Annotated in this window: 17 protein-coding genes; 7 read left to right on the forward strand and 10 right to left on the reverse strand. The window is 65.9% G+C overall.

All coding sequences use genetic code 11. The features are described 5' to 3' along the window. The first annotated feature begins 84 nt into the window (after nucleotides 1-84). The 3 genes from ACO6D5_RS07975 to ACO6D5_RS07985 all read left to right on the forward strand — a co-directional run bounded on the left by ACO6D5_RS07975 (nucleotide 85) and on the right by ACO6D5_RS07985 (nucleotide 3,561). Nucleotides 85-930, forward strand: coding sequence for a branched-chain amino acid aminotransferase (locus ACO6D5_RS07975; protein ID WP_315845187.1), 846 nt, complete (start codon nucleotides 85-87; stop codon nucleotides 928-930). A gap of 82 nt (nucleotides 931-1,012) precedes the next feature. Next, entirely contained in the window at nucleotides 1,013-3,166 is a 2,154-nt protein-coding gene (locus ACO6D5_RS07980) for a phosphocholine-specific phospholipase C (RefSeq protein WP_485825072.1), read from the forward strand. Then, nucleotides 3,163-3,561, forward strand: coding sequence for an ASCH domain-containing protein (locus ACO6D5_RS07985; protein WP_485825073.1), 399 nt, complete (start codon nucleotides 3,163-3,165; stop codon nucleotides 3,559-3,561). Before ACO6D5_RS07980 ends, ACO6D5_RS07985 begins: the two co-directional genes overlap by 4 nt. 54 nt (nucleotides 3,562-3,615) lie before the next feature. Here ACO6D5_RS07985 and ACO6D5_RS07990 read toward each other — a convergent pair whose 3' ends face one another. The 7 genes from ACO6D5_RS07990 to ACO6D5_RS08020 form a co-directional block, all read right to left on the reverse strand. Continuing rightward, a complete protein-coding gene (locus ACO6D5_RS07990) occupies nucleotides 3,616-4,377 on the reverse strand; it encodes an ATP-binding cassette domain-containing protein (RefSeq protein WP_315845184.1) in 762 nt (253 codons plus the stop codon). Next, nucleotides 4,374-6,212, reverse strand: a complete 1,839-nt coding sequence (locus ACO6D5_RS07995) for a branched-chain amino acid ABC transporter ATP-binding protein/permease (RefSeq protein WP_088587960.1) — start codon at nucleotides 6,210-6,212, stop codon at nucleotides 4,374-4,376. Before ACO6D5_RS07995 ends, ACO6D5_RS07990 begins: the two co-directional genes overlap by 4 nt. A 5-nt stretch (nucleotides 6,213-6,217) precedes the next feature. Beyond that, entirely contained in the window at nucleotides 6,218-7,255 is a 1,038-nt protein-coding gene (locus tag ACO6D5_RS08000; RefSeq protein ID WP_315845183.1) for an ABC transporter permease subunit, read from the reverse strand. Nucleotides 7,256-7,401: 146 nt separating this feature from the next. Then, nucleotides 7,402-8,565 (reverse strand): ABC transporter substrate-binding protein, encoded by a 1,164-nt coding sequence (locus ACO6D5_RS08005; RefSeq protein ID WP_485825074.1) that lies wholly within the window; start codon nucleotides 8,563-8,565, stop codon nucleotides 7,402-7,404. 229 nt (nucleotides 8,566-8,794) lie between these two features. Further along, nucleotides 8,795-9,352 (reverse strand): biotin transporter BioY, encoded by a 558-nt coding sequence (locus ACO6D5_RS08010; RefSeq protein ID WP_315845181.1) that lies wholly within the window; start codon nucleotides 9,350-9,352, stop codon nucleotides 8,795-8,797. A gap of 39 nt (nucleotides 9,353-9,391) precedes the next feature. Beyond that, entirely contained in the window at nucleotides 9,392-9,988 is a 597-nt protein-coding gene (locus ACO6D5_RS08015) for an energy-coupling factor transporter transmembrane component T family protein (protein ID WP_485825075.1), read from the reverse strand. Beyond that, nucleotides 9,985-10,662: an energy-coupling factor ABC transporter ATP-binding protein gene (locus ACO6D5_RS08020; RefSeq protein ID WP_485825076.1), complete on the reverse strand. Its 678-nt coding sequence runs from the start codon at nucleotides 10,660-10,662 to the stop codon at nucleotides 9,985-9,987. The genes ACO6D5_RS08015 and ACO6D5_RS08020 overlap by 4 nt, the downstream gene beginning before the upstream one ends. Nucleotides 10,663-10,714: 52 nt before the next feature. Here ACO6D5_RS08020 and msrB point away from each other — a divergent pair, with 52 nt between their 5' ends. The 4 genes from msrB (at nucleotide 10,715) to ACO6D5_RS08040 (ending at nucleotide 12,830) form a co-directional block, all read left to right on the forward strand. Then, the gene (gene msrB / locus ACO6D5_RS08025) at nucleotides 10,715-11,113 is read left to right on the forward strand and encodes a peptide-methionine (R)-S-oxide reductase MsrB (RefSeq protein ID WP_315845178.1); all 399 of its coding nucleotides are present in this window, start codon (nucleotides 10,715-10,717) and stop codon (nucleotides 11,111-11,113) included. Then, nucleotides 11,114-11,689, forward strand: a complete 576-nt coding sequence (locus ACO6D5_RS08030) for a septation protein A (protein WP_315845177.1) — start codon at nucleotides 11,114-11,116, stop codon at nucleotides 11,687-11,689. A 77-nt stretch (nucleotides 11,690-11,766) separates the two neighbouring features. Further along, nucleotides 11,767-12,036, forward strand: a complete 270-nt coding sequence (locus ACO6D5_RS08035; protein ID WP_485825077.1) for a BolA family protein — start codon at nucleotides 11,767-11,769, stop codon at nucleotides 12,034-12,036. A gap of 17 nt (nucleotides 12,037-12,053) precedes the next feature. Continuing rightward, complete coding sequence (locus tag ACO6D5_RS08040) at nucleotides 12,054-12,830, forward strand: peptidylprolyl isomerase (protein ID WP_006223778.1); 777 nt, start codon at nucleotides 12,054-12,056, stop codon at nucleotides 12,828-12,830. A gap of 132 nt (nucleotides 12,831-12,962) precedes the next feature. Here ACO6D5_RS08040 and ligA read toward each other — a convergent pair whose 3' ends face one another. From ligA to smc, 3 genes are read right to left on the reverse strand one after another with little or no spacing between them, the layout of a single operon-like run. Beyond that, entirely contained in the window at nucleotides 12,963-15,065 is a 2,103-nt protein-coding gene (gene ligA, locus ACO6D5_RS08045; RefSeq protein ID WP_485825078.1) for an NAD-dependent DNA ligase LigA, read from the reverse strand. Then, nucleotides 15,066-16,142, reverse strand: coding sequence for a cell division protein ZipA C-terminal FtsZ-binding domain-containing protein (locus ACO6D5_RS08050; protein ID WP_315847070.1), 1,077 nt, complete (start codon nucleotides 16,140-16,142; stop codon nucleotides 15,066-15,068). Nucleotides 16,143-16,188: 46 nt separating this feature from the next. Next, the gene (gene smc / locus ACO6D5_RS08055) at nucleotides 16,189-19,722 is read right to left on the reverse strand and encodes a chromosome segregation protein SMC (RefSeq protein WP_485825079.1); all 3,534 of its coding nucleotides are present in this window, start codon (nucleotides 19,720-19,722) and stop codon (nucleotides 16,189-16,191) included. Between the last annotated feature and the right edge of the window lie 160 nt (nucleotides 19,723-19,882).

Raw genomic sequence — 19,882 nt, forward strand, 5'->3', positions numbered from 1 at the left:
AGCCAAACGCGCCCGCCGCCTCATGTATCCTGACGTTTCGGCGCCGAAGAAGCGCCTACCCGATTCAAGCAAAGGAAGATGAACATGGATGCCCTGTATTGGCACGACGGTCACTGGACCACCGACAATCCCAAACTGCTCGGCCCCGCCGACCACGCCTTCTGGATGGCCAGCATGGTCTTCGACGGCGCGCGCGCGTTCCGCGGCCTGACGCCCGACCTGGACCTGCATTGCCAGCGCGTCGTGCGCTCGGCCGAAAAGATGCTGATGAAGCCGCAGATCGGCTGGGAAGCGATCCAGAAGCTGTGCCTGGAAGCCGTGGCCAAGTTCCCGGCCGGCACCGAGCTCTACATCAAGCCGATGTTCTACTGCGCCGACGGTTTCCTGCTGCCTGATGCCGACAAGACCCAATTCGTGCTGCACGTGTTCAAGGTGCCGATGCCCGGCGAGCAAGGCTTCTCGGCGTGCTTCTCCAGCTTTGCGCGTTCCTGGCCCAACATGGCGCCCACCGACGCCAAGGCGTCGTGCCTGTACCCCAACGGCCAGCGCGCCATCCGCGAAGCCGCGGAAAAGGGATTCGACAACGCCATCATGCTGGACGGCGCAGGCAACATCGCCGAGTTCGCCACCAGCAACCTGTGGCTGGCCAAGAACGGCGTGGTGTCCACGCCCGTGGACAACGGCACGTTCCTGAACGGCATCACGCGCCGCCGCGTGCTGGCGCTGCTGAAGGCAGACGGCATCGACGTGCAGGAACGCAGCCTGACCCGCGCCGATGTCGAAGAGGCCGACGAAGTGTTCTCGTCCGGCAACTACGGCAAGGTGGTCCACGTGAACCGCGTGGAAGGCCGGGCGCTGGAATACGGCCCGCTGGCCCGCCGCGCCCACAAGCTGTACATGGACTACGCGGAAAGCACTGGCCGCCGCTGAACCGGCGCCGCCATCCCCCCGCATACCCCTGATGCTGCCCGCCCTCTCGCGGGCAGCGTCGCATTCAAGCGATGCCCGCCCCATGCAGACTCGACGCGACTTCCTGCGCAACAGCGCAACCCTGGCCGGCGCCAGCAGTGCGCTGGCGCTGCTGCCGGCCTCCATCCGCCGCGCACTGGCCATTCCCGCCAACCACCGCACCGGCACGATCCGCGATGTCGAACACATCGTGATCTTCATGCAGGAGAACCGCTCGTTCGACCATTATTTCGGCGGCCTGGCGGGCGTGCGCGGTTTTGGCGACCGCTTTCCCATCCCGGTGCCGGACAGCCCTGAGGCCCGCCACCGCACCGTCTGGGCGCAATACAACGACAAGCCCGACGACGGCGCCCCGCGCACCGTGCTGCCCTATCACCTGGATACGCGCGAAGCCTTCGAGACCTTGCGCGTGGCCAGCACGCCGCACACCTGGTCCAACGCCCAGGACGCCTGGGAAGCGGGCCGCATGGGCCGCTGGCCCGCCGCCAAGAAGAACCATTCGATGGCGTACTACACCGAGGCCGACATGCCTTTCCAGTACGCCATGGCGCGCGCCTTCACCCTCTGTGACGCCTACCACTGCTCGTTCACCGGGGGCACCAATACGAACCGGCTGTTCGTGTGGAGCGGCACGAACGACGGCGCAGGGCGCGGCAATGGCCCGGCGCTGGGCAACGTCTACAACAAGCTCAAGGGCGGAGACCCCGCCCGCGCCTACACGTGGACCACCTATCCGGAACGGCTGGAAGCCGCTGGCGTCAGCTGGCGCATCTATCAGAACATGGCGGACAACTACTCGCTGAATCCCACGGCGGGCTTCAAAGCCTATCGCGATGCCTACCACGGGGTGCCGGGATCGCTTGCCGCGCTGAAGGAAAAGGCGCTGACGACCCGTGGCCTGGACCTGCTGCGCCAGGACGTGCTGGACGGCACGCTGCCGCAGGTGTCGTGGATCTGCGCCACCAAGGCGGGATCCGAACACCCCAGCCCCTCGAGCCCCGCGCAGGGCGCGGACTACACGGCCCGCGTCCTGGATGCGCTGACCGCCAATCCCGAGGTCTGGAGCAAGACCGTCCTGCTGCTGATGTTCGATGAGAACGACGGCTTCTTCGATCACATGCCTCCGCCCGCCCCGCCTTCGCGCGACGCCACGGGCGCACTGGCCGGCGCGTCCACCGTGGACACCCGCGGCGAATACCACGAGCTCATCACCGGCGTGGAAAAGGACGACACGCCTGCCCATCTGCACGGCGTCTACGGGTTGGGACCACGCGTGCCCATGTACGTGCTGTCACCCTGGACCAAGGGCGGATGGGTCAATTCGCAAGTGTTCGACCACACGTCGGTGCTGCGTTTCGTCGAACAGCGTTTCGGCGTGGCCGAACCGAATATCTCGCCCTGGCGCCGTGCCGTCTGCGGCGACCTGACGTCGATCTTCGACTTCGCCAACCCCGACGGCGCCGACCTGCTGCGCGACTTTCCCGCCACGGCCGAGCGGGCTGCGCAAGCCTCCGCCCTGCCCGGCACCGTGACGCCCCCCGCGCCGGCGCAACCGGCGCTGGCGCGCCAGCAATCGGGCACGCGCCCCTCCCGCGCGCTGCCTTACGCGCTGCATACCCACGCACGGGTGGACGGCGAGCGCGTCACGCTGCAATTCGAGAACGTCGGTACGGCCGCCGCGGTACTGCATGTCTACGACCGGCTGCATCTGGACCGCGGCCCGCGCCGCTACACCGTGGAAGCCGGCAAGCGGCTGGAGGGTGAATGGCTGACGGCCGGTGACGACGGCCGCTACGACTTGTGGGTGCTGGGGCCGAACGGGTTCCACCGCCATTGCACGGGGCGCGCGGCGGCCGGTAAAGCGCCGTCCTTGGAAGTCACCGCCGCCTATGCGGCACCTGGCGCGTCCCTGCGGCTGACGGTGCATAACCCCGGCCCCGAACCGCGCACGTTCCGTGTCGACGCCAACGCCTACCGCTACCCGCCACAAACCGGCGCCGCCTTGGCGCCTGGCGAATCCGTCGAATTGTCGTGGGACATGACGCGCACGGGCGGCTGGTATGACCTTACCGTGCATGTCCCCGACGACCCCGCCTGTACGCGCCGGCTGGCCGGACGCATCGAAACCGGCGCCCCTTCCACGTCCGACCCTGAAATGGACCAGGAGCTGAACCTGCAATGGACACCCCAAGCTTGAAACCCCCGGCCCCCTACGAAAACGCCGTGACGTTCCAGTTCGGCGACTCGCCCGAGCTGGCCGACGAACTGCTGGCGCTGGTGCTGGCCGGCACCAAGACGGCGACCTGCGGCGCCCTTCATCACTTCAACGACAAGGAACCTGTGCCCGCGGCCGGGCGGCGCGACGTGGTGCTGGACGGCAAGGGCCGGCCGGCTTGCGTCATCGAGACCATCAGCGTGCTGATCCAGCGCTTTGACCAGGTGGACGAAGCATTCGCGCTGGCCGAGGGCGAAGGCCCCTACGACGTGTGGCGGGACGCGCACATCGCCTACTTCGAACGCAATGGCGGCTATGCGCCGGACATGATGCTGGTCTGCGAACGCTTCCGCGTGGTCGAGGTGTTCGACAGATAAAAAAACCGGGCACCTGTCGGTGTCCGGCTTTGTCAGGGTCGGCTTCGGGGCCGTTCAGTCTTTTTCCGCGCCCTTGCCCAGGCCAAGGTAGCTTTCGATCACCTTCGGGTCGCCCGCCAGTTCGCGCGCCGGGCCGTGCAGGATCACTTCACCGGTTTCCAGCACGTAACCGTAGTCGGCCACTTGCAGGGCCGCGCGGGCGTTCTGCTCGACCAACAGGATCGCCACGCCAGTTTCGCGCAGGCGCGCGATGATGTGGAAGATCTCGCGCACGATGCGCGGCGCCAGGCCCAGGCTGGGTTCGTCCAGCATCAGCAGCGTGGGCTTGGCCATCAGCGCGCGGCCGACGGCCAGCATCTGGCGTTCGCCGCCGGACAAGGTGCCGGCCTGCTGGGCGCGGCGTTCACGCAAGCGCGGGAACAGGTCGAACACTTCGTTCAACGTGTCGCGCCAGCCGGCCTCGCGCGCCCGGTAGCGGCGAAAGCCGCCCAAGAGCAGGTTGTCTTCCACCGACATGGTGCCGAACAGCTCGCGGCGCTCGGGCACCAGCGACATGCCTGCCGCCACGCGGCGCTCCACCTGCCAGCTCGACACGTCGGTTCCTGCGTACTGCACGGTGCCGGCCGCATGGCCGGTCTGCGGCAAGGAACCCATCATGGCGTTCAACATGGTGGATTTGCCGGCGCCGTTGGCGCCGATCACGGTCACGATGCTGCCGGCGGGCACGGTCAGGGTGGCGCCCACCAGCGCGCCGACTTTGCCGTAGCGGGCCGACAGGTTGCTGACTTCCAGAACGGGGGTTTGCGTCGCGCTCATTGCACACCTCCGGCCGACACGGGCTTGGCCTGATCCGCTTCGGGCAGGTCGTCGTCGATGCCGCCCAGATAGGCTTCCAGCACCGCCGGGTTCTTTTGCACGTCGGCCGGCACGCCTTCGGCCAGCTTGGTGCCGAAATCCATCACCACGAGGTGGTTGGTCAGGCGCATCACAAAATCCATATCGTGTTCGACGAGCAGAATGCTCATGCCTTCCGCGCGCAGCTGTTCCAGCACGCGCGCCAGGTCCTGCTTTTCCTTGTAGCGCAGGCCGGCGGCAGGCTCGTCCAGCAGCAACAGCACGGGATCGGACGCCAGGGCGCGCGCGATTTCCAGGATGCGTTGCTGGCCCAGCGCCAGGTTGCCGGCCTGCTCATACAGGTACTCGCCCAGGCCCACGCGCTTGATCTGCTCGGCGGCTTCGTGCAGCAGCTGCGCTTCACGGGCGCGGTCCGAATGCAAGGCGCCCGCCAGCACGCCGACGTCGGAGCGCAAGTGCGCGCCCAGCGCCACGTTTTCCAGCACGGTCATGCCGGGCAGCAGTTGCACGTGCTGGAAAGTGCGGCCGACGCCCAGCTTGGCGATCTCGCGCGCCGAGCGGTTGTCGATGCGCTGGCCCATGAACGTGACCTTACCGCGCGTGACCGGCAGCACGCCGCTGATCAGGTTGAAGGTCGTGCTCTTGCCGGCGCCGTTGGGGCCGATCAGGCCCATGATTTCGCCCGAACTGACCTTGAAGGTGATGTCGTTGACTGCAACCAGGCCACCGAATTCCTTGCGGATGGCGTCCACTTCCAGCACCACCTGCCCCGCTTGCGGGCGCTCGCGCGTCGGCAAGGCGGGCGCGGGGGCCGGCGGCGCCAGGTTGCGGCGCGACCCGTCGGCGCCGGTGACGCTGCCCCACCAGCCCGCCAGGATCGGCCACAGGCCGTTGCGGGCGTATTGCAGCATCAGGATCAGCAGCACGCCGAAAACGATCATTTCGAAGTTGGCGTTGGTGTCCAGCAGCTTGGGCAGCAGGTTCTGCAACTGGTCCTTCAGCACCAGGATGACGCTGGAACCGAGCAAGGCGCCCCAGACGTAGCCCGCACCGCCCACCACGGCCATGAACAGGTATTCAATGCCGTAGTTCAGGCCGAAGGGGCTGGGGCTGACGGCGCGCTGCATGTGCGCGTAAAGCCAACCCGAGATGCAGGCCAGCAATGCCGCCCAGACAAAGATCACGACCTTGTACGCGGCCGTGTTCACGCCCATCGATTCGGCCATGCCCGCGCCGCTTTTCAGCGCGCGGATGGCGCGGCCCGGACGCGAGTTCAGCAGATTGCGCGTTGCCCACAGCGCCAGCAGGACGAACACCCAGATCAGGTAATAAATGTGCCGGCCGCTGGCCAGCGAAATGCCGAAAACGCTGAGGGGTTCGATGCCGGCGATGCCGTCGTGCTTGCCCAGCCAGTCGATATTGCCGAACAGGAAATACAGCGACAAGCCCCAGGCGATGGTGCCCAGCGGCAGATAGTGGCCCGACAGGCGCAACGTGATCGCGCCCAGCAGATATGCCACGACGGCGGTGATGACCAGGCCGACGGGCAGCGCCAGCCAGGGCGATACGTCGTACTGCGTGGTCAGGAAGGCGGTGGTGTACGCGCCCAGGCCGACGAACGCCGCCTGGCCGAACGAGGTCAGGCCGCCCACGCCGGTCAAGAGCACCAGCCCCAGCACAACCAGACTGGCCAGGCCGATGTAATTGAGTTGCGTCACCCAGAATTCAGGCGTGACCGGCACCAACGGCAGGCCCGCCAGGACGACGATGAATACGGCAAGCAAAATGCGGTTCATGGCGTTTATTCCTCTTCGTCCACGTGATGGGTGCTGAACGAACGCCACACCAGAACCGGGATAATCAAGGTAAAGACAATCACTTCCTTGTAGGCGCTGGCCCAGAAGGACGAGAACGACTCCAGCACGCCGACCAGCAGCGAACCGGCCGCGGCGATGGGGTAGCTGGCCAGGCCGCCGATGATGGCGCCCACGAAGCCCTTCAAGCCGATCAGGAAGCCCGTGTCGTAGTAGACGGTGGTGATGGGCGCGATCAGCATGCCGGACATGGCGCCGATGCCCACGGCCAGCGTGAACGTCAGGCTGCCGGACATGGTGGTGCTGATGCCGACCAGCCGAGCACCGCGGCGGTTGACGGCCGTGGCGCGCAGCGCGCGGCCATACAAGGTCTTGCCGAAGAACAACCACAGGGCGACGATCAGCAGCGCGCAGGTCGCCACCACGAACAGGCTTTGCGCGGACCAGACCATGAAGCCCAGATCCACCTGGCCGCTGACGAACGCCGGCGTGCGCCAGCCTTCGGCGCCAAAAAACACCAGTGCCAGGCCCATCAAGGCGAAGTGCACGGCCACGGAGACGATCAGCAGCACCAGCACGGTGGCCTCAGCCAATGGCTGGTAGACGATGCGGTAAACCATCGGACCCATCGGGATCACCAGCAGCAGCGTCAGCAGCATGTTCAGCCACAGCGAGTTGTCCGGTCCGGTATAGCTCTTGGTCACCCAGAACAGCGCCAGCGGCAGGACGACACAGGTCACCAGCGCTTTGGGCAGGCCGGCAAAGCTGCGGGTGCGCACGGCGCGCAGCAGTTCAAGCGCCAGGCAGACGGCGCCCAGCAGCGGCAGCAGATAGGCGGTGCCGGGCACCTTGCCGTCCACCAGCATGGCCAGGGTCAAGGCGCCAAACGCCACGAACTCGCCCTGGGGAATGAAAATGACGCGCGTAACGGCGAAAACCAGCACCAGAGCCATGCCCAACAGGGCATAGATAGCGCCGTTGACGACACCGTCTTGCAGCAGGATCAGCGCAATTGAGGAATCCATCGAACAACTACCTTGTGATTTCTTGCTGATACGACACACCGGCCGGAGAGGCCGGTGCGAAGCATTGCTCGGGTGCCGCAAGACAAGCGCCAGCGTCTGGCGCCTGCCTTACGTCGCGCACCCGTGGATCGGGCAATCCTGGGGAGTTACAGGCCGGGCTGATAGACCCACTTGCCGCCTTCGACCTTGACGATGACGCGCGAACGCTCGTCAAAACCGGCGTGGTCGGTGGGCGACATGTTGAACACGCCTTGCGAGGCAGCCAGATCCTTCACGCCTTCAAGCGCGTCGCGCATGGCGACGCGGAATTCCGGCGTGCCGGGCTTGGCGCCCGACTTCAGCGCCACCGGCAATGCTGCAACCACCAATTGGCCGGCATCCCACATGTGGCCGCCGAACGTGTTGGTGGAGCCGGCGCCGTTGGCCTTCTCGTAGGTCTCGACGTAGGCCAGGGCCGACTTCTTGACCGGGTTGGAATCGGGCAACTGGGCCGCCACCAGCAGCGGGCCGGCCGGCAGGAACATGCCGTCGCAGTCCTTGCCGCAGACGCGCAGCACGTCGTTGTTGGCGGCGCCGTGGGTCTGATAGATGGTGCCGCCGTAGTTGCGGGCCTTCAGTTCTTTCTGCGGCAGGGCCGACGGGGTGCCGGCGCCGGCGATCAGAATCGCGTCGGGCTTTGCGCCGACCAGCTTCAGGACCTGGCCCGTCACGCTGGTGTCGGTGCGGCTGTATTTTTCAATGGCGACGATCTCGATGCCCTTGGCCTTGGCGGCCTTTTGCATCACGTCCAGCCAGCCGTCGCCGTAGGCGTCGGCAAAGCCGATGAAGCCCAGCGTCTTGACCTTGGACTTGGCCATGGCGTCAGCCAGGGCGCCGGCCATCAGGGCATCGTTCTGCGGGGTTTTGAAGACCCAACGGCGCTTCTCGTCCACCGGTTCGACGATCTTGGCGCTGGCGGCCACGCTGATCATCGGCACCTTGGCTTCGGCGGCCACGTCCACCATGGCGAGCGAGCCCGGCGTCACGGACGTGCCGATCAGCACGTCGACCTTGTCGTCGGAGGCCAGCTTGCGCGAGTTCTTGACGGCTTGCGTCGTGTCGGTGGCGTCGTCCAGAACGATCCATTCGATCTTCTGGCCGGCCACTTCCTTGGGCAGCAATGCCACGGTGTTGCGCTCGGGGATGCCCAGCGACGCGGCGGGGCCGGTGCTGGATACCGTCACGCCCACCTTGACCTGTGCGCTCGCCAGGAGCGGCAGAGTCAGGGCTACAGCGGCAGCCGCCGCGGACAAGCCGAAGTGCTTGCGCATATTTTTGTCTCCTGTGGTGGCTCTTATGTGCCTCGATTGAGGCGAAGCGAGCCTAGTTAAAGTTATACAGAAAAAAATATTATATGGTTAAAACAGTATCAGATGACGTCACGCAAATACGGTAAATCCCTGATGTGCTACCGAAACCTTGTCTTAGCAAATGCGTTCGTTAATGGCGAACTTGTACTAGAAAACGTTTTGACGCGTCAGTAGGGGGATTCCCTTGGGCCTATCGGCCCAGCATCGGCCAGACGCGTTCCACACGCGACGCCACCCAGGCGGCCACCACGGCCTTGACCAAATCGCCCGGCAAGAAGACCGCTACGGCGGTGGCGGCTTTCGGCAAGCCCATCTTGGTCACCGAGGCCAGCCACGGCACGCCGAACGCATAGACCACGGCAATGCCGCCAATCAGGCAAGCAACGACATACCCCGCCCACTTCGCCCAGGCGCTCGTCGCGCGGCCGGCCAGCAAGCGCGCCAGCCAACCGGTGACGAACGCGCCGACCACCATCCCGACCAGGAACCCGCCCGTGGGCCCCATGAAGGCGCCCAGGCCGCCGCGGCCGCCAGGCAGCACCGGCAGGCCAATCGCCGCCAACACCAGATACAGCAGGCAGGCCAGCGCCCCGCGCACGGGCCCCAGCATCGCCCCGGCCAGCATGGCGCCCAAGGTCTGCAAGGTGATCGGCACGGGTATGCCCGGCAGCGGAATGGGCGGCATCAGGCTCAGAACGACGATCAGCGCCGCGAACAGCGCGATCAGCACGGTGTTATTGGATTTCATGGTCTACCCTCTTCGAAATCAGTACGATGGGCGCGCCCGTCAGGGGCTGCGCGCGTCAATCGCTTCGGCCACTTCCTGCGCGCGCTTCAACGTCAGCACAATCAGTGGCACGATCAGGGCCACCGGATGGGCGCCCAGGCCGCGCGCCGCCTGTGCTTCGCGAATCTCCTGGAAGTTGCGCCATATTTCCGGCACGAAGCGCAAGGCCAGGGCCAAAGCCAGTGCCACCTTGCCGGCATCGACCAGGCCGACGCGCTCAAGCGGTTTCAACACGGCTTCGCAGACGGCGATCAGATCGGAGGTACGGGTCGCCAGCGTGACGGCCAGCGCCAGCCCCACCATCGCGCCCACGCGCAGCACCACGGCAAGCGCGTCGATCCAGCCTTGGAACCACCCGGTGAACAGCCCGACCGCCAGCAATACCCACAGCAGCCCCCGCACCTGACGCCAGACGCCAAGCGCGGAAACCCCCGTGGACGCCACCAGCGCGGCGGCCATGGCGAAGGCCAGGCCCAGCCAGCGCGGATCGCGCAACATAAACAGGCCGGCCCCCGCCGCCGCCAGCACGGCCAGCTTCAGCCAGGCCGGCAGCCGGTGCAGCGGCGACTGGCCGGCGAGGTAGAGCGGCTCCATCATGCGCAGTGCTCCCGGTACCAGCGCAAGGCGGCAGCCGGCGTATCGTCGGCCGCGATGCCCCCGTCGCGCACGACCAGCACCCGGTCGAAATCTTCCAGCAGCTCCAGGTCGTGGCTGACGACGATGGCGTCGTGCGGCAGGCCTTCAATGGCGCGGCGCACGCGGTTGCGGTTGCGCAGGTCGAGCTGGGTGGTGGGTTCGTCAAAGACGATCAACGCCGGCTCCATGACCAGCACGGCGGCAAGCGCCACCAGTTGGCGCTCGCCGCCCGACAGGGTATGGCTGGTCCGGTCGGCCAGATGCCCCACGCCCATGGCGCCCAATTGGGTATCGATGCGGGCTTCGCGTCGCGTGCGATCCGGCTCCAGATTTTTCAGGCCAAACGCCAGATCTTCCCGCACGATGGGAAAGACAATCTGATTTTCCGGGTTCTGGAACACGAAGCCCACCTGTCGGCGCACGGCCTTCAAGTCATGCCGGGTGTCCAGCCCGCCCACGCGAACGCTGCCCGAGGAGGGCAGCACCAGGCCGTTGATCAGACGGGCCAGCGTGCTCTTGCCCGCGCCGTTGGGCCCGACAATGCCGATGCGGCGTTCGGCCAGGGTTACGCTCACCCCGCGCAATACTTCCGCCTGGGGCGTAGCCACTACCGCCTGGTCAAACTCGATTAACATGGGGCGGGATTATGCCCGAACCATTTCGGGCATCGGGACTCCAAGAGCTCATATGGAAAAAGTACGCAAATCCGACGCCGAATGGCGTGCACAACTGTCCCCCGAAGAATACGTGGTCACCCGGCAAAAGGGTACCGAACGCGCATTCACCGGGCGTTATTGGAATACCACCACACCGGGCATTTACCGCTGCGTGGGCTGTGGCACGGCATTGTTCGCATCCGACACCAAATTCGACGCCGGCTGTGGCTGGCCCAGCTATTTCCAGCCGCTGGACCCGGAACTGGTGCGCGAGGAACGCGACGTCAGCCACGGCATGGTGCGCACCGAAGTGCTGTGCAATGTGTGCGACTCGCACCTGGGACACGTCTTCCCCGACGGTCCCGAACCCACCGGGCTGCGCTACTGCATCAATTCCCTGTCGATGACGTTTGAACCCATAGAAGACTGAATGAAGAAGTTTCTGTTCGACCTGTTCCCGCTATTACTGTTCTTCATCGCCTATCGGTATTCGGACATCTACATCGCCACGGGCGTCGCGATGGCCGCGGCCGTGGGGCAGATCGTCTGGCTAAAAGTAACGGGACGGCCCACCGAGCCCATGCACTGGATCAACCTGACGGTCATCCTGGTCTTTGGCGGCGCAACGATCTGGCTGCATAGCGACGTCTTCATCAAGTGGAAACCCACGGTGCTGTACTGGCTGTTCGGCGGCGCGCTGCTGTTCGCCCGCCTGCTGATGGGCCGCAACCTGATCCGCAACCTGATGGGCAAGCAGATCCAGCTGCCCGATGCGGCGTGGGACAAGTTGAACCTGATCTGGGCAGGATTTTTCCTCGTGGCCGGCGCCCTGAACCTGTACGTGGCGTTCTCGGGCCATTTCACCGAGTCGCAGTGGGTCAGCTTCAAGGCGTTTGGCCTGATGGGCCTGATGGTCGTCTTCGTGATCGGCCAGTCGGTGTGGCTGGGCAAGCACATCCAGACCGACGAAGACGCCGGTTCGGACACCCCGCCCAGCAAGCCCTGATCCGCGAGACGGCTCAACCCTCCCTCGGCGCGCGAGCCTTCCTTGGCGGCGCGCGCCGGAACTTATATATTGCCGCCATGTCAGAAACCACCGATCGCATCGCCCTGATCCGGGAGCGCCTAGCCGCTCTGGAACCCCTCACATTGGACATTCTGGACGACTCGCATTTGCATGCCGGCCACGAAGGCAGTAAAAACGGCGCCGGCCACTATCGCGTGCACATCGTAGCGTCTTGCTTTGCAGGGCTCTCCGCCGTGGCGCGACATAGGCTGGTGTATCATCATTTGCAAGATTTGATCCCCTATCCGATTCATGCGCTTGCGCTAGATGCCCAGGCTCCCAAATAGAAAGTCAAAGGATATTCATGAAACGCATCGTCATGCTGGCTGCGGCCTGCGTCATCGCCGTGCCTGCTTTCGCGCAAAACGTGGCAACCGTCAACGGTAAGGCCATTCCGCAAAAGAACCTGGATCAATTCGTCAAGCTGCTGGTCAGCCAGGGCGCGACCGATTCGCCGCAGTTGCGCGAACAGGTCAAGCAGGAAATGATCAACCGCCAGATCTTCGTGCAAGCCGCCGAATCCAGCGGCATCGCCAAGCAAGCCGACGTCCAGACTGAAGTCGAACTGGCCCGCCAAGGCATCCTGGTGCGCGCCCTGATGGCCGACTACCTGGCCAAGAATCCGGTGTCGGACGCCAAGGTCACGGCGGAATACGACAAGATCAAGAAGGAACAAGCCGGCAAGATGGAATACAAGGTCCGCCACATCCTCGTCGAAGACGAGAAGACGGCCAATGACCTGCTGGCCCAGATCAAGAGCAACAAGAGCAAGTTCGACGACCTGGCCAAGAAGAACTCGAAGGACCCCGGCAGCGCCGAAAAGGGTGGCGATCTGGGTTGGGCTCCCCCGACCAACTACGTCCAGCCGTTCGCGCAAGCCGTGACCCAGCTGAAGAAGGGCCAACTGGTCGACAAGCCGGTGCAAACCCAGTTCGGCTGGCACATCATCATGGTTGACGACACCCGCCCGGTGGAATTCCCGCCGCTGGATCAAGTGCGTCCGCAACTGGAAGAAATGCTGCGCCAGCAAACCCTGGCCGACTACCAGAAGCAACTGCGCGACAAGGCCAAGATTCAGTAAGCCTCTCGCCACACAAGAAAACTGCCCGCCGATGCGGGCAGTTTTTTTTGCCCTGGGCAGCCCGAATGCAAAAAAAGCTGCGCGCCCAAGGCGCGCAGCTTTTTTATTTTGCAGGAAAGGCCGGCCTGTGGCCTAGGACATGCCCAGCAAGGCTTTCAGCGCGTCTTCGTCCAGCACCGTCACGCCCAGTTCCTGCGCCTTGGTCAGCTTGCTGCCGGCCTCTTCACCCGCAACCAGATACGCGGTCTTCTTGGACACCGAGCCGCTGACCTTGCCGCCGGCTGCCTGGATGTGCATCGAAGCCTCTTCGCGCGTCCAGTTGGGCAGCGTGCCCGTCAACACAAAGGTCTTGCCGGCAAGTGTCGTGCCTTGCGGCACGGCTTCGGCCACCGGGTTCACACCCTGGGCCTTCAGTTGTTCGATCACATCGCGGTTGTGCTGCTCGGCGAAGAAGCGGCGAATGGAAGCCGCAACCACCGGCCCCACGTCCGGCACGGACGACAAGGCTTCTTCGTCGGCATCCATGATCGCGTCGATGCTGCCGAAATGCCGCGCCACATCCCGGGCGGTCGTTTCGCCCACGTGGCGGATGCCCAACGCGAACAGCAAACGGCCCAGGCCGGGCTCGCGGGCCTTTTCAATGGCAGCCACCAGGTTGTCGGCGGACTTCTGGCCCATGCGGTCCAGCCCCACCAGTTCCAGCGGACGCAGGCTGTACAGATCGGCCAGCGTCTTCACGCGGCCGCTATCGACCAATTGGTCCACCAGCTTTTCGCCCAGGCCCTCGATGTCCAGCGCCTTGCGGCTGGCCGCGTGCCACAGGGTCTGCTTGCGCTGCGCGCCGCAGAACAGGCCTCCGGTGCAGCGCGCGATGGTTTCGTCTTCCAGCCTTTCGATGGCCGAACCGCAGACCGGGCAAGCCGTCGGCATGACGAATTCCCTGGCGTCGTCCGGCCGCTTTTCCAGCACCGGTCCCAACACCTCCGGAATGACGTCGCCGGCGCGGCGCACGATGACCGTGTCGCCGATTCGCACGTCCTTGCGGCGGATCTCGTCTTCGTTGTGCAGCGTGGCGTTGGTGACCGTGACCCCGCCCACGAACACGGGTTTCAGGCGAGCCACCGGGGTGATCGCACCGGTGCGCCCTACCTGCACTTCGATATCCAGCAGGGTCGTCGTGGCCTCTTCAGCGGCGAACTTGTGCGCCAGCGCAAAGCGCGGGGCACGCGCCACGAAACCCAGCACCTTCTGGGCCGGCAGCGAATCCACCTTGTAGACCACGCCGTCGATGTCGTAGGGCAAGGTCGCGCGCATCGCGCCCACCTTGGCGTAGAACGCCATCAGCCCTTCGGCGCCGGAGGCCCGATGGTTGTGCATCAGATTGACCGGCAGGCCAAGCTCGTGCAGCCAGGCCAACATCGCGCCGTGCGATTTCTCCGGCAGCACCGAGGCTTGGCCGGCGCCGGCGGACGTCTCGTCGAACAGGCCATTCTGTGCGCCGGGCAAACCCTGGACCTCGCCCCAGCCATACGCGAAAAAGCGCAGCGGCCGCTTGGCGGTGATGCGCGGGTCCAATTGGCGCAGGCTGCCGGCGGCGGCATTGCGCGGATTGACGAACACCTTCTCGTCGCGCTTGGCCTGGGCCACATTCAACTTTTCGAAGTCGGCGCGGTTCATCAGCACTTCGCCGCGCACTTCCAGCACCTTCGGGGCCGCGCCCTTCAACTGCAGCGGAATCGCCTTGATCGTGCGGATATTGGAGGTGACGTCCTCGCCGGTCTGGCCGTCGCCGCGCGTGGCGGCCTGCACCAGCCGGCCGTCTTCATAGCGCAGGCTGATCGCCAGCCCGTCCAGCTTCAATTCACAGAAATAATCGGCCTGTTGCGCCGGGCCCAAGAGGCCCGCGCCGCGCAGCGTATCCGTGACGCGACGATCGAAGGCCGCGACTTCTTCCTCGTCGAACGCGTTGTTCAACGACAGCATCGGCACCACATGGCGCACGCTGCCGAAGGCCGATACCGGAGCGGCCCCCACGCGCTGCGTGGGCGACTCCGGCGTGACAAGCTCGGGGTGCTCGGCCTCCAGGGCCTCAAGCTGGCGCATCAGCCCGTCGTACTCGGCATCCGAGATCGAGGGTTCGTCGTAGACGTAATAGCGGACGTTGTGCTGTTCAAGCTCTGCGCGCAAGCGCGCCGCGGCCTGGGCCGCGGATTCCCCACCGGACGTGCCGCTCATTTACGCAAACACCCGTTGAGCGCGCTCGCTTCCGGCGGGCAAGCCCGCTTGTTCGAGCTGTTCGAACAGCACTTGCAGCCGCTCGTCGATGACCGTTTCCGACCCTTCGGCCAACGGTTTGCCCTGGTCGTCGACCAGTTCTGCGCGCAAGCGCGCGGCCAGGTCGCGGCCCACATCCACCATGCGGCCAAAGGCGCGGCTGTCCGCCGGCGCGCAGGGCACGTCCAGCAGCAGGTACAGGCGTTCGACACCGCCCATGCCGGCGTCGAAGGCGGCACCATCGGCACGCGACAGCGTGAAACGGGTCACGCCGTTTTCGGCAGGCCAGGCCAGGCGGTTGCCGTCCGCCACGAAACCCGTGTCGCGGGCGACGGACAGGACTTCAGCGGCCGGCTGGGCCGCGCCCAACATGAGGGTCAGGCCGACCTGGGTATCCAGGGCGGCGCAGGTGTCGTCCAGGCGGGCGCCCTGCTCCAGCACGGCCTGCTGGTCCGGGCCCTCGATCGTGGCGTCGAAGCGTTCGGCCATGTCTTGCGCGCGGGCCCAGGCTTGCGACCATTCGATGGCGGTCAGCGGACCACTGCGGTTGGCCAACAGCACGGCCAATTGCATGGAGGCATAGGTCTCGCCGGCATGCACCCGCGCGCGATGGCGGCGCTGGTCGGTTTCGGCGAACACGCGCATGGGCTTGCGGCCCACATGCCGCAGGCTTTGCATGTACGGCAGCAGGTCGGCGCCGCGCACCGGTTCGGCGAAGTTGATCTCGATGACCACTTCGCAGGCGGGATCGGGTTCCTCGGCGTCGTCGGCATCGCTGCCCGGATCCACGGGCGCAGGCTGGCCTTGCGCGCGCGGCGCATCGCCGCCCATGCCGGGTTCGCGACGCGAAGTCGCCCCCGAAGCCGCCGCCGTGGCGCTGGCCGCCGCGGCGCCGCCCAGCAGCGGATCCTGCTCGGAGGTGGGGAAATGGCTCTGCATCTTGCGCCGGACGCGCCGGTCCTGCCACCAGTTGAACCCCAGCACCAGCAGTATCAGCAAGACGCCCAGGGCAATCAGCCCGATCTGCAAATCACTCATGTGTAAATCCCGCGCCAACAGTGCGGCGCCTTTCTGAATATTGGGTTTATGCCGCTTCGGAGGCCATCATTTGCACGGCCGAATCTATATCTACCGCAACGATACGCGAAACCCCTTGCTCTTGCATGGTTACCCCGATCAGTTGCTTGGCCATCTGCATGGCGATCTTGTTGTGCGAGATGAACAGGAACTGGGTTTGCTCGCTCATGCTGGCGACCAGGTTCGCATAACGTTCGGTGTTGGCGTCGTCCAGCGGCGCGTCCACCTCGTCCAGCAGGCAGAACGGCGCCGGGTTCAGCTTGAACAGCGCGAACACCAGCGCGGTCGCAGTCAGCGCCTTCTCGCCGCCCGACAGCAGATGGATCGTGCTGTTGCGCTTGCCCGGAGGCTGCGCCATCACCTGCACGCCCGCGTCCAGGATTTCCTCGCCGGTCATGCTGAGCTTGGCCTCGCCTCCGCCGAACAGCTTCGGGAAGAGCTCGCCAAAGTGGCCGTTCACGATGTTGAACGTCTCTTGCAGCAGCTCGCGGGTTTCGCGGTCGATCTTGCGGATGGCGTCTTCCAGGGTCTCGATGGCGGTCATCAAGTCCTGGTGCTGCGAGTCCAGGAAGCCCTTGCGTTCGCGCGAGGTGTTCAATTCGTCCAGCGCCGCCAGGTTGACGGAGCCCAACGACTCGATCTGGCGCGAAATGCGCCCCACTTCCTGCTGCAGCCAGCTGGCGCGGCGCCATTCGTCAGGGGCGTTGGCCAGATCCTGGGCGAGCGCCTCGCGGTCGACTTCACGCGCGTTGAGCTGTTCGGTGAACTGTTCTTCGGCCAGGCGGGCGGCCTGCTCCTGCAACTGCAATTCCATGATGCGCGCGCGGCGCGGTTCCAGCGTCTGCTCTTGCTGTTGCCGGTCTTCGTCGGCGCCGCGCAGCAAGGCGGCCAGGTTTTCCATTTCCTGGCGCGCGCGCGACAGCGCTTCCTCGCGCTCGGCGCGCGCTTCCAGAGCGTCCTGCAAGCCGGCCTGGGACGCTGAGGCATCCAGTTCGGCCAGATCGCCCATCAGTTGTTCCAGTTCGACTGAACCGCGCTGGCTCTGGTCGGCGGCCAATTGCTGGTTGCGCTGCAGGTCGGTGATGCGGACCTGGATGCCGCGCTCGGCGAATTCGGCTTCCTGGGCCGCGCGCTCCAGCTCGCGCAGGCGCGTGCGGGCGGCCTCGGCCTGGGCGGCCAACGTTTCACCGTCGATTTCGGCGTCGGCGAAACGGGATTGGTGCTCGGCCAGTTCCTCGTCCAGGGCCTCGAAGCGGGCTTCGGCCTCTTCGCGGGTGGCCAGCAGGTCTTCTTCCTGGACCTTGATTTCTTCCAGGTCCTGGCGCAGGCGCGAGGCGCGTTCACCGGATTGCTCGGCCTGCTGCTGCAGCCGCGAGTGTTCCAGCTGGATGTCGTGCACCCGGCGCGTGACCTCGGCCACGCGCGTACGCGCCGGGGCGATCGCCTGGGACACTTGCTGCCAGGCCACTTCGGCACGGGCGACAGCGGCGCGCGCCTGGTCGGCGATCAGTTGCAGGGCCTTGATCTCGCGCTGCAGGTTCTCGATTTCCTGCTGGCGAGCCAGCAGGCCGGCCTGCTCGGAGTCCGGCGCGTAGAAGCGCACGCTGTGCGCGTCGATCAGATGGCCGGCCTTGACCACGCAGGCACTGCCCGCAGGCAAGGTCGCGCGCATGGCCAAGGCCTGCGTCACGTCGGTGGCGGTGTAGATGCCGGCCAGCCAATCGTTCAAGAGCGTGCGCAGGTCGGGATCGGTGATGCGCAGCAGGCTGGCCAGCGGCGTCAGGCCGGCGGGCGCGGGCGGCGTGGGCGCGGCAACCGGCAACTGGTAGAAGGCCAGACGGGCGGGCGGCGCGTCTTCGGCAAACGCGCGGGCCCAATCCAGGCTGCGCACTTCCAGCGACGCCATGCGTTCGCGCAGCGCCGATTCCAGGGCGGTTTCCCAGCCCGGCTCGACATGCAGCTTCTGCCACAGGCGCGACAGGCCGGCGAGTTCATGCTTGGCCAGCCAGGGTTCGAGCGCCCCCTGCTTCTGCACGTCTTCCTGCAGTTTCACCAGCGCCGACAAGCGGGCTTCCAGGCGCGCCAGATTCTGGACGTCGGTCTGGGCGGCGGCCTGGGCGCGGCTGCGCTCGGCATCCGCTTCGGGCACGCGGCCTTCCAGCGTGGCCAATTCCTCCTGGGCCTCTTCCAACTGGTCTTCGCCTGCCAGGCGGTCGCCGGCCAACTGCTCCAGGCGCACCGGGTCCGGGGCGTGCAGTTCGCGCAGTTCCTGCTGCAGGCGTTCGCGGCGCTGCTCCAGGACCTGCATCTGGCGGTCGGCGTCGCGCTGGGTCTGGGCGACCAACGCCAGATTCTGTTCGACGCGGGCCAGGGCGGCACGCATCTCGTCGCGGCCGGCGGCGGCCTCGCGCACCCGCTGCTCGACGGATGGCAGGCCCGCCTGGGCGTCTTCGGCCGTGGCGCGCGCCTCTTCGGTGCGGGCGGCGGCGGCGCCCAGGTCGTCTTCGGCCTGGGCGATCTGTTCGGTGCAATGCTCGCGCTGGCTGGTCCATTCGGCGATCTGCTGCTGCAGCTGGTCGCGGCGCGATTGCAAGCGGTTGCGGGAATCCACCACGTGGCGGATCTCGGCCTCCAGGCGGCTGACCTGGGCGTTGGCCTCATACAGCCCGCCCTGGGCGGCGTGCACGGCGTCGCTGGCCGCGTAGTGGGCCTGGCGCCGGGATTCCAGCGCCGCCTCGCCTGCCCGCAGGCCGGCGATGGCGGCTTCCAGCTCGTTCTGCGCCTGCGCCATTTCCTGGGCTTTCTTGGCGCGCTCTTCGCGCGCCCCGGTTTCCTTCAGGAACCACAACGCATGCTGCTTCTTTTCGCCGTCGGCCTGCAGCTCGCGATAGCGCGTGGCCACTTCGGCCTGCGCTTCCAGCTTTTCCAGCTGGCTGTTCAGTTCGCGCAGGATATCTTCCACGCGCGTCAGGTTCTCGCGCGTGTCGGACAGGCGGTTTTCGGTCTCGCGGCGGCGCTCCTTGTAGCGCGACACGCCGGCCGCCTCTTCCAGGAACACCCGCAATTCCTCAGGGCGCGCCTCGATCAGGCGGTTGATCATGCCCTGGCCGATGATGGCGTAACCCCGAGCGCCCAGGCCGGTGCCGAGGAAGATGTCGTGGATGTCGCGGCGGCGGACCTGCTGGTTGTTGACGAAATAGCTGCTGGTGCCGTCCCGGGTCAGGACGCGGCGCACGGCGATTTCGGCGTAGGTGCTCCATTGGCCTGCGGCGCGCCCCTCGCTGTTGTCGAACACCATTTCGACCGATGCCCGGGCGGCCGGCTTGCGGTGGCCCGAGCCGTTGAAAATGACGTCCTGCATGGACTCGCCGCGCAGCTCGGAGGCCTTGGCCTCGCCCAGCACCCAGCGCACTGCGTCAATGATGTTCGATTTTCCGCAGCCGTTGGGACCCACCACGCCTACCAATTGGCTGGGCACGGGGATCACGGTGGGGTCAACGAAGGACTTGAAGCCGGCGAGTTTTAGCTGAGTGAGACGCACAGTACGATGACGACGGGGTGGGTTGAACGAAAGGCGTTAACGGACCTGCCGCATAGATTGCAAACCGGCCCTTCAAGGGCCGGCTCACATATGGGTCGTATGATACCGCAGGCAGTCTGTCCCCAAACGTCAGCAACGGTCAACCCGCGGGCAAACGCTC

Source organism: Achromobacter sp. (assembly GCF_057314935.1).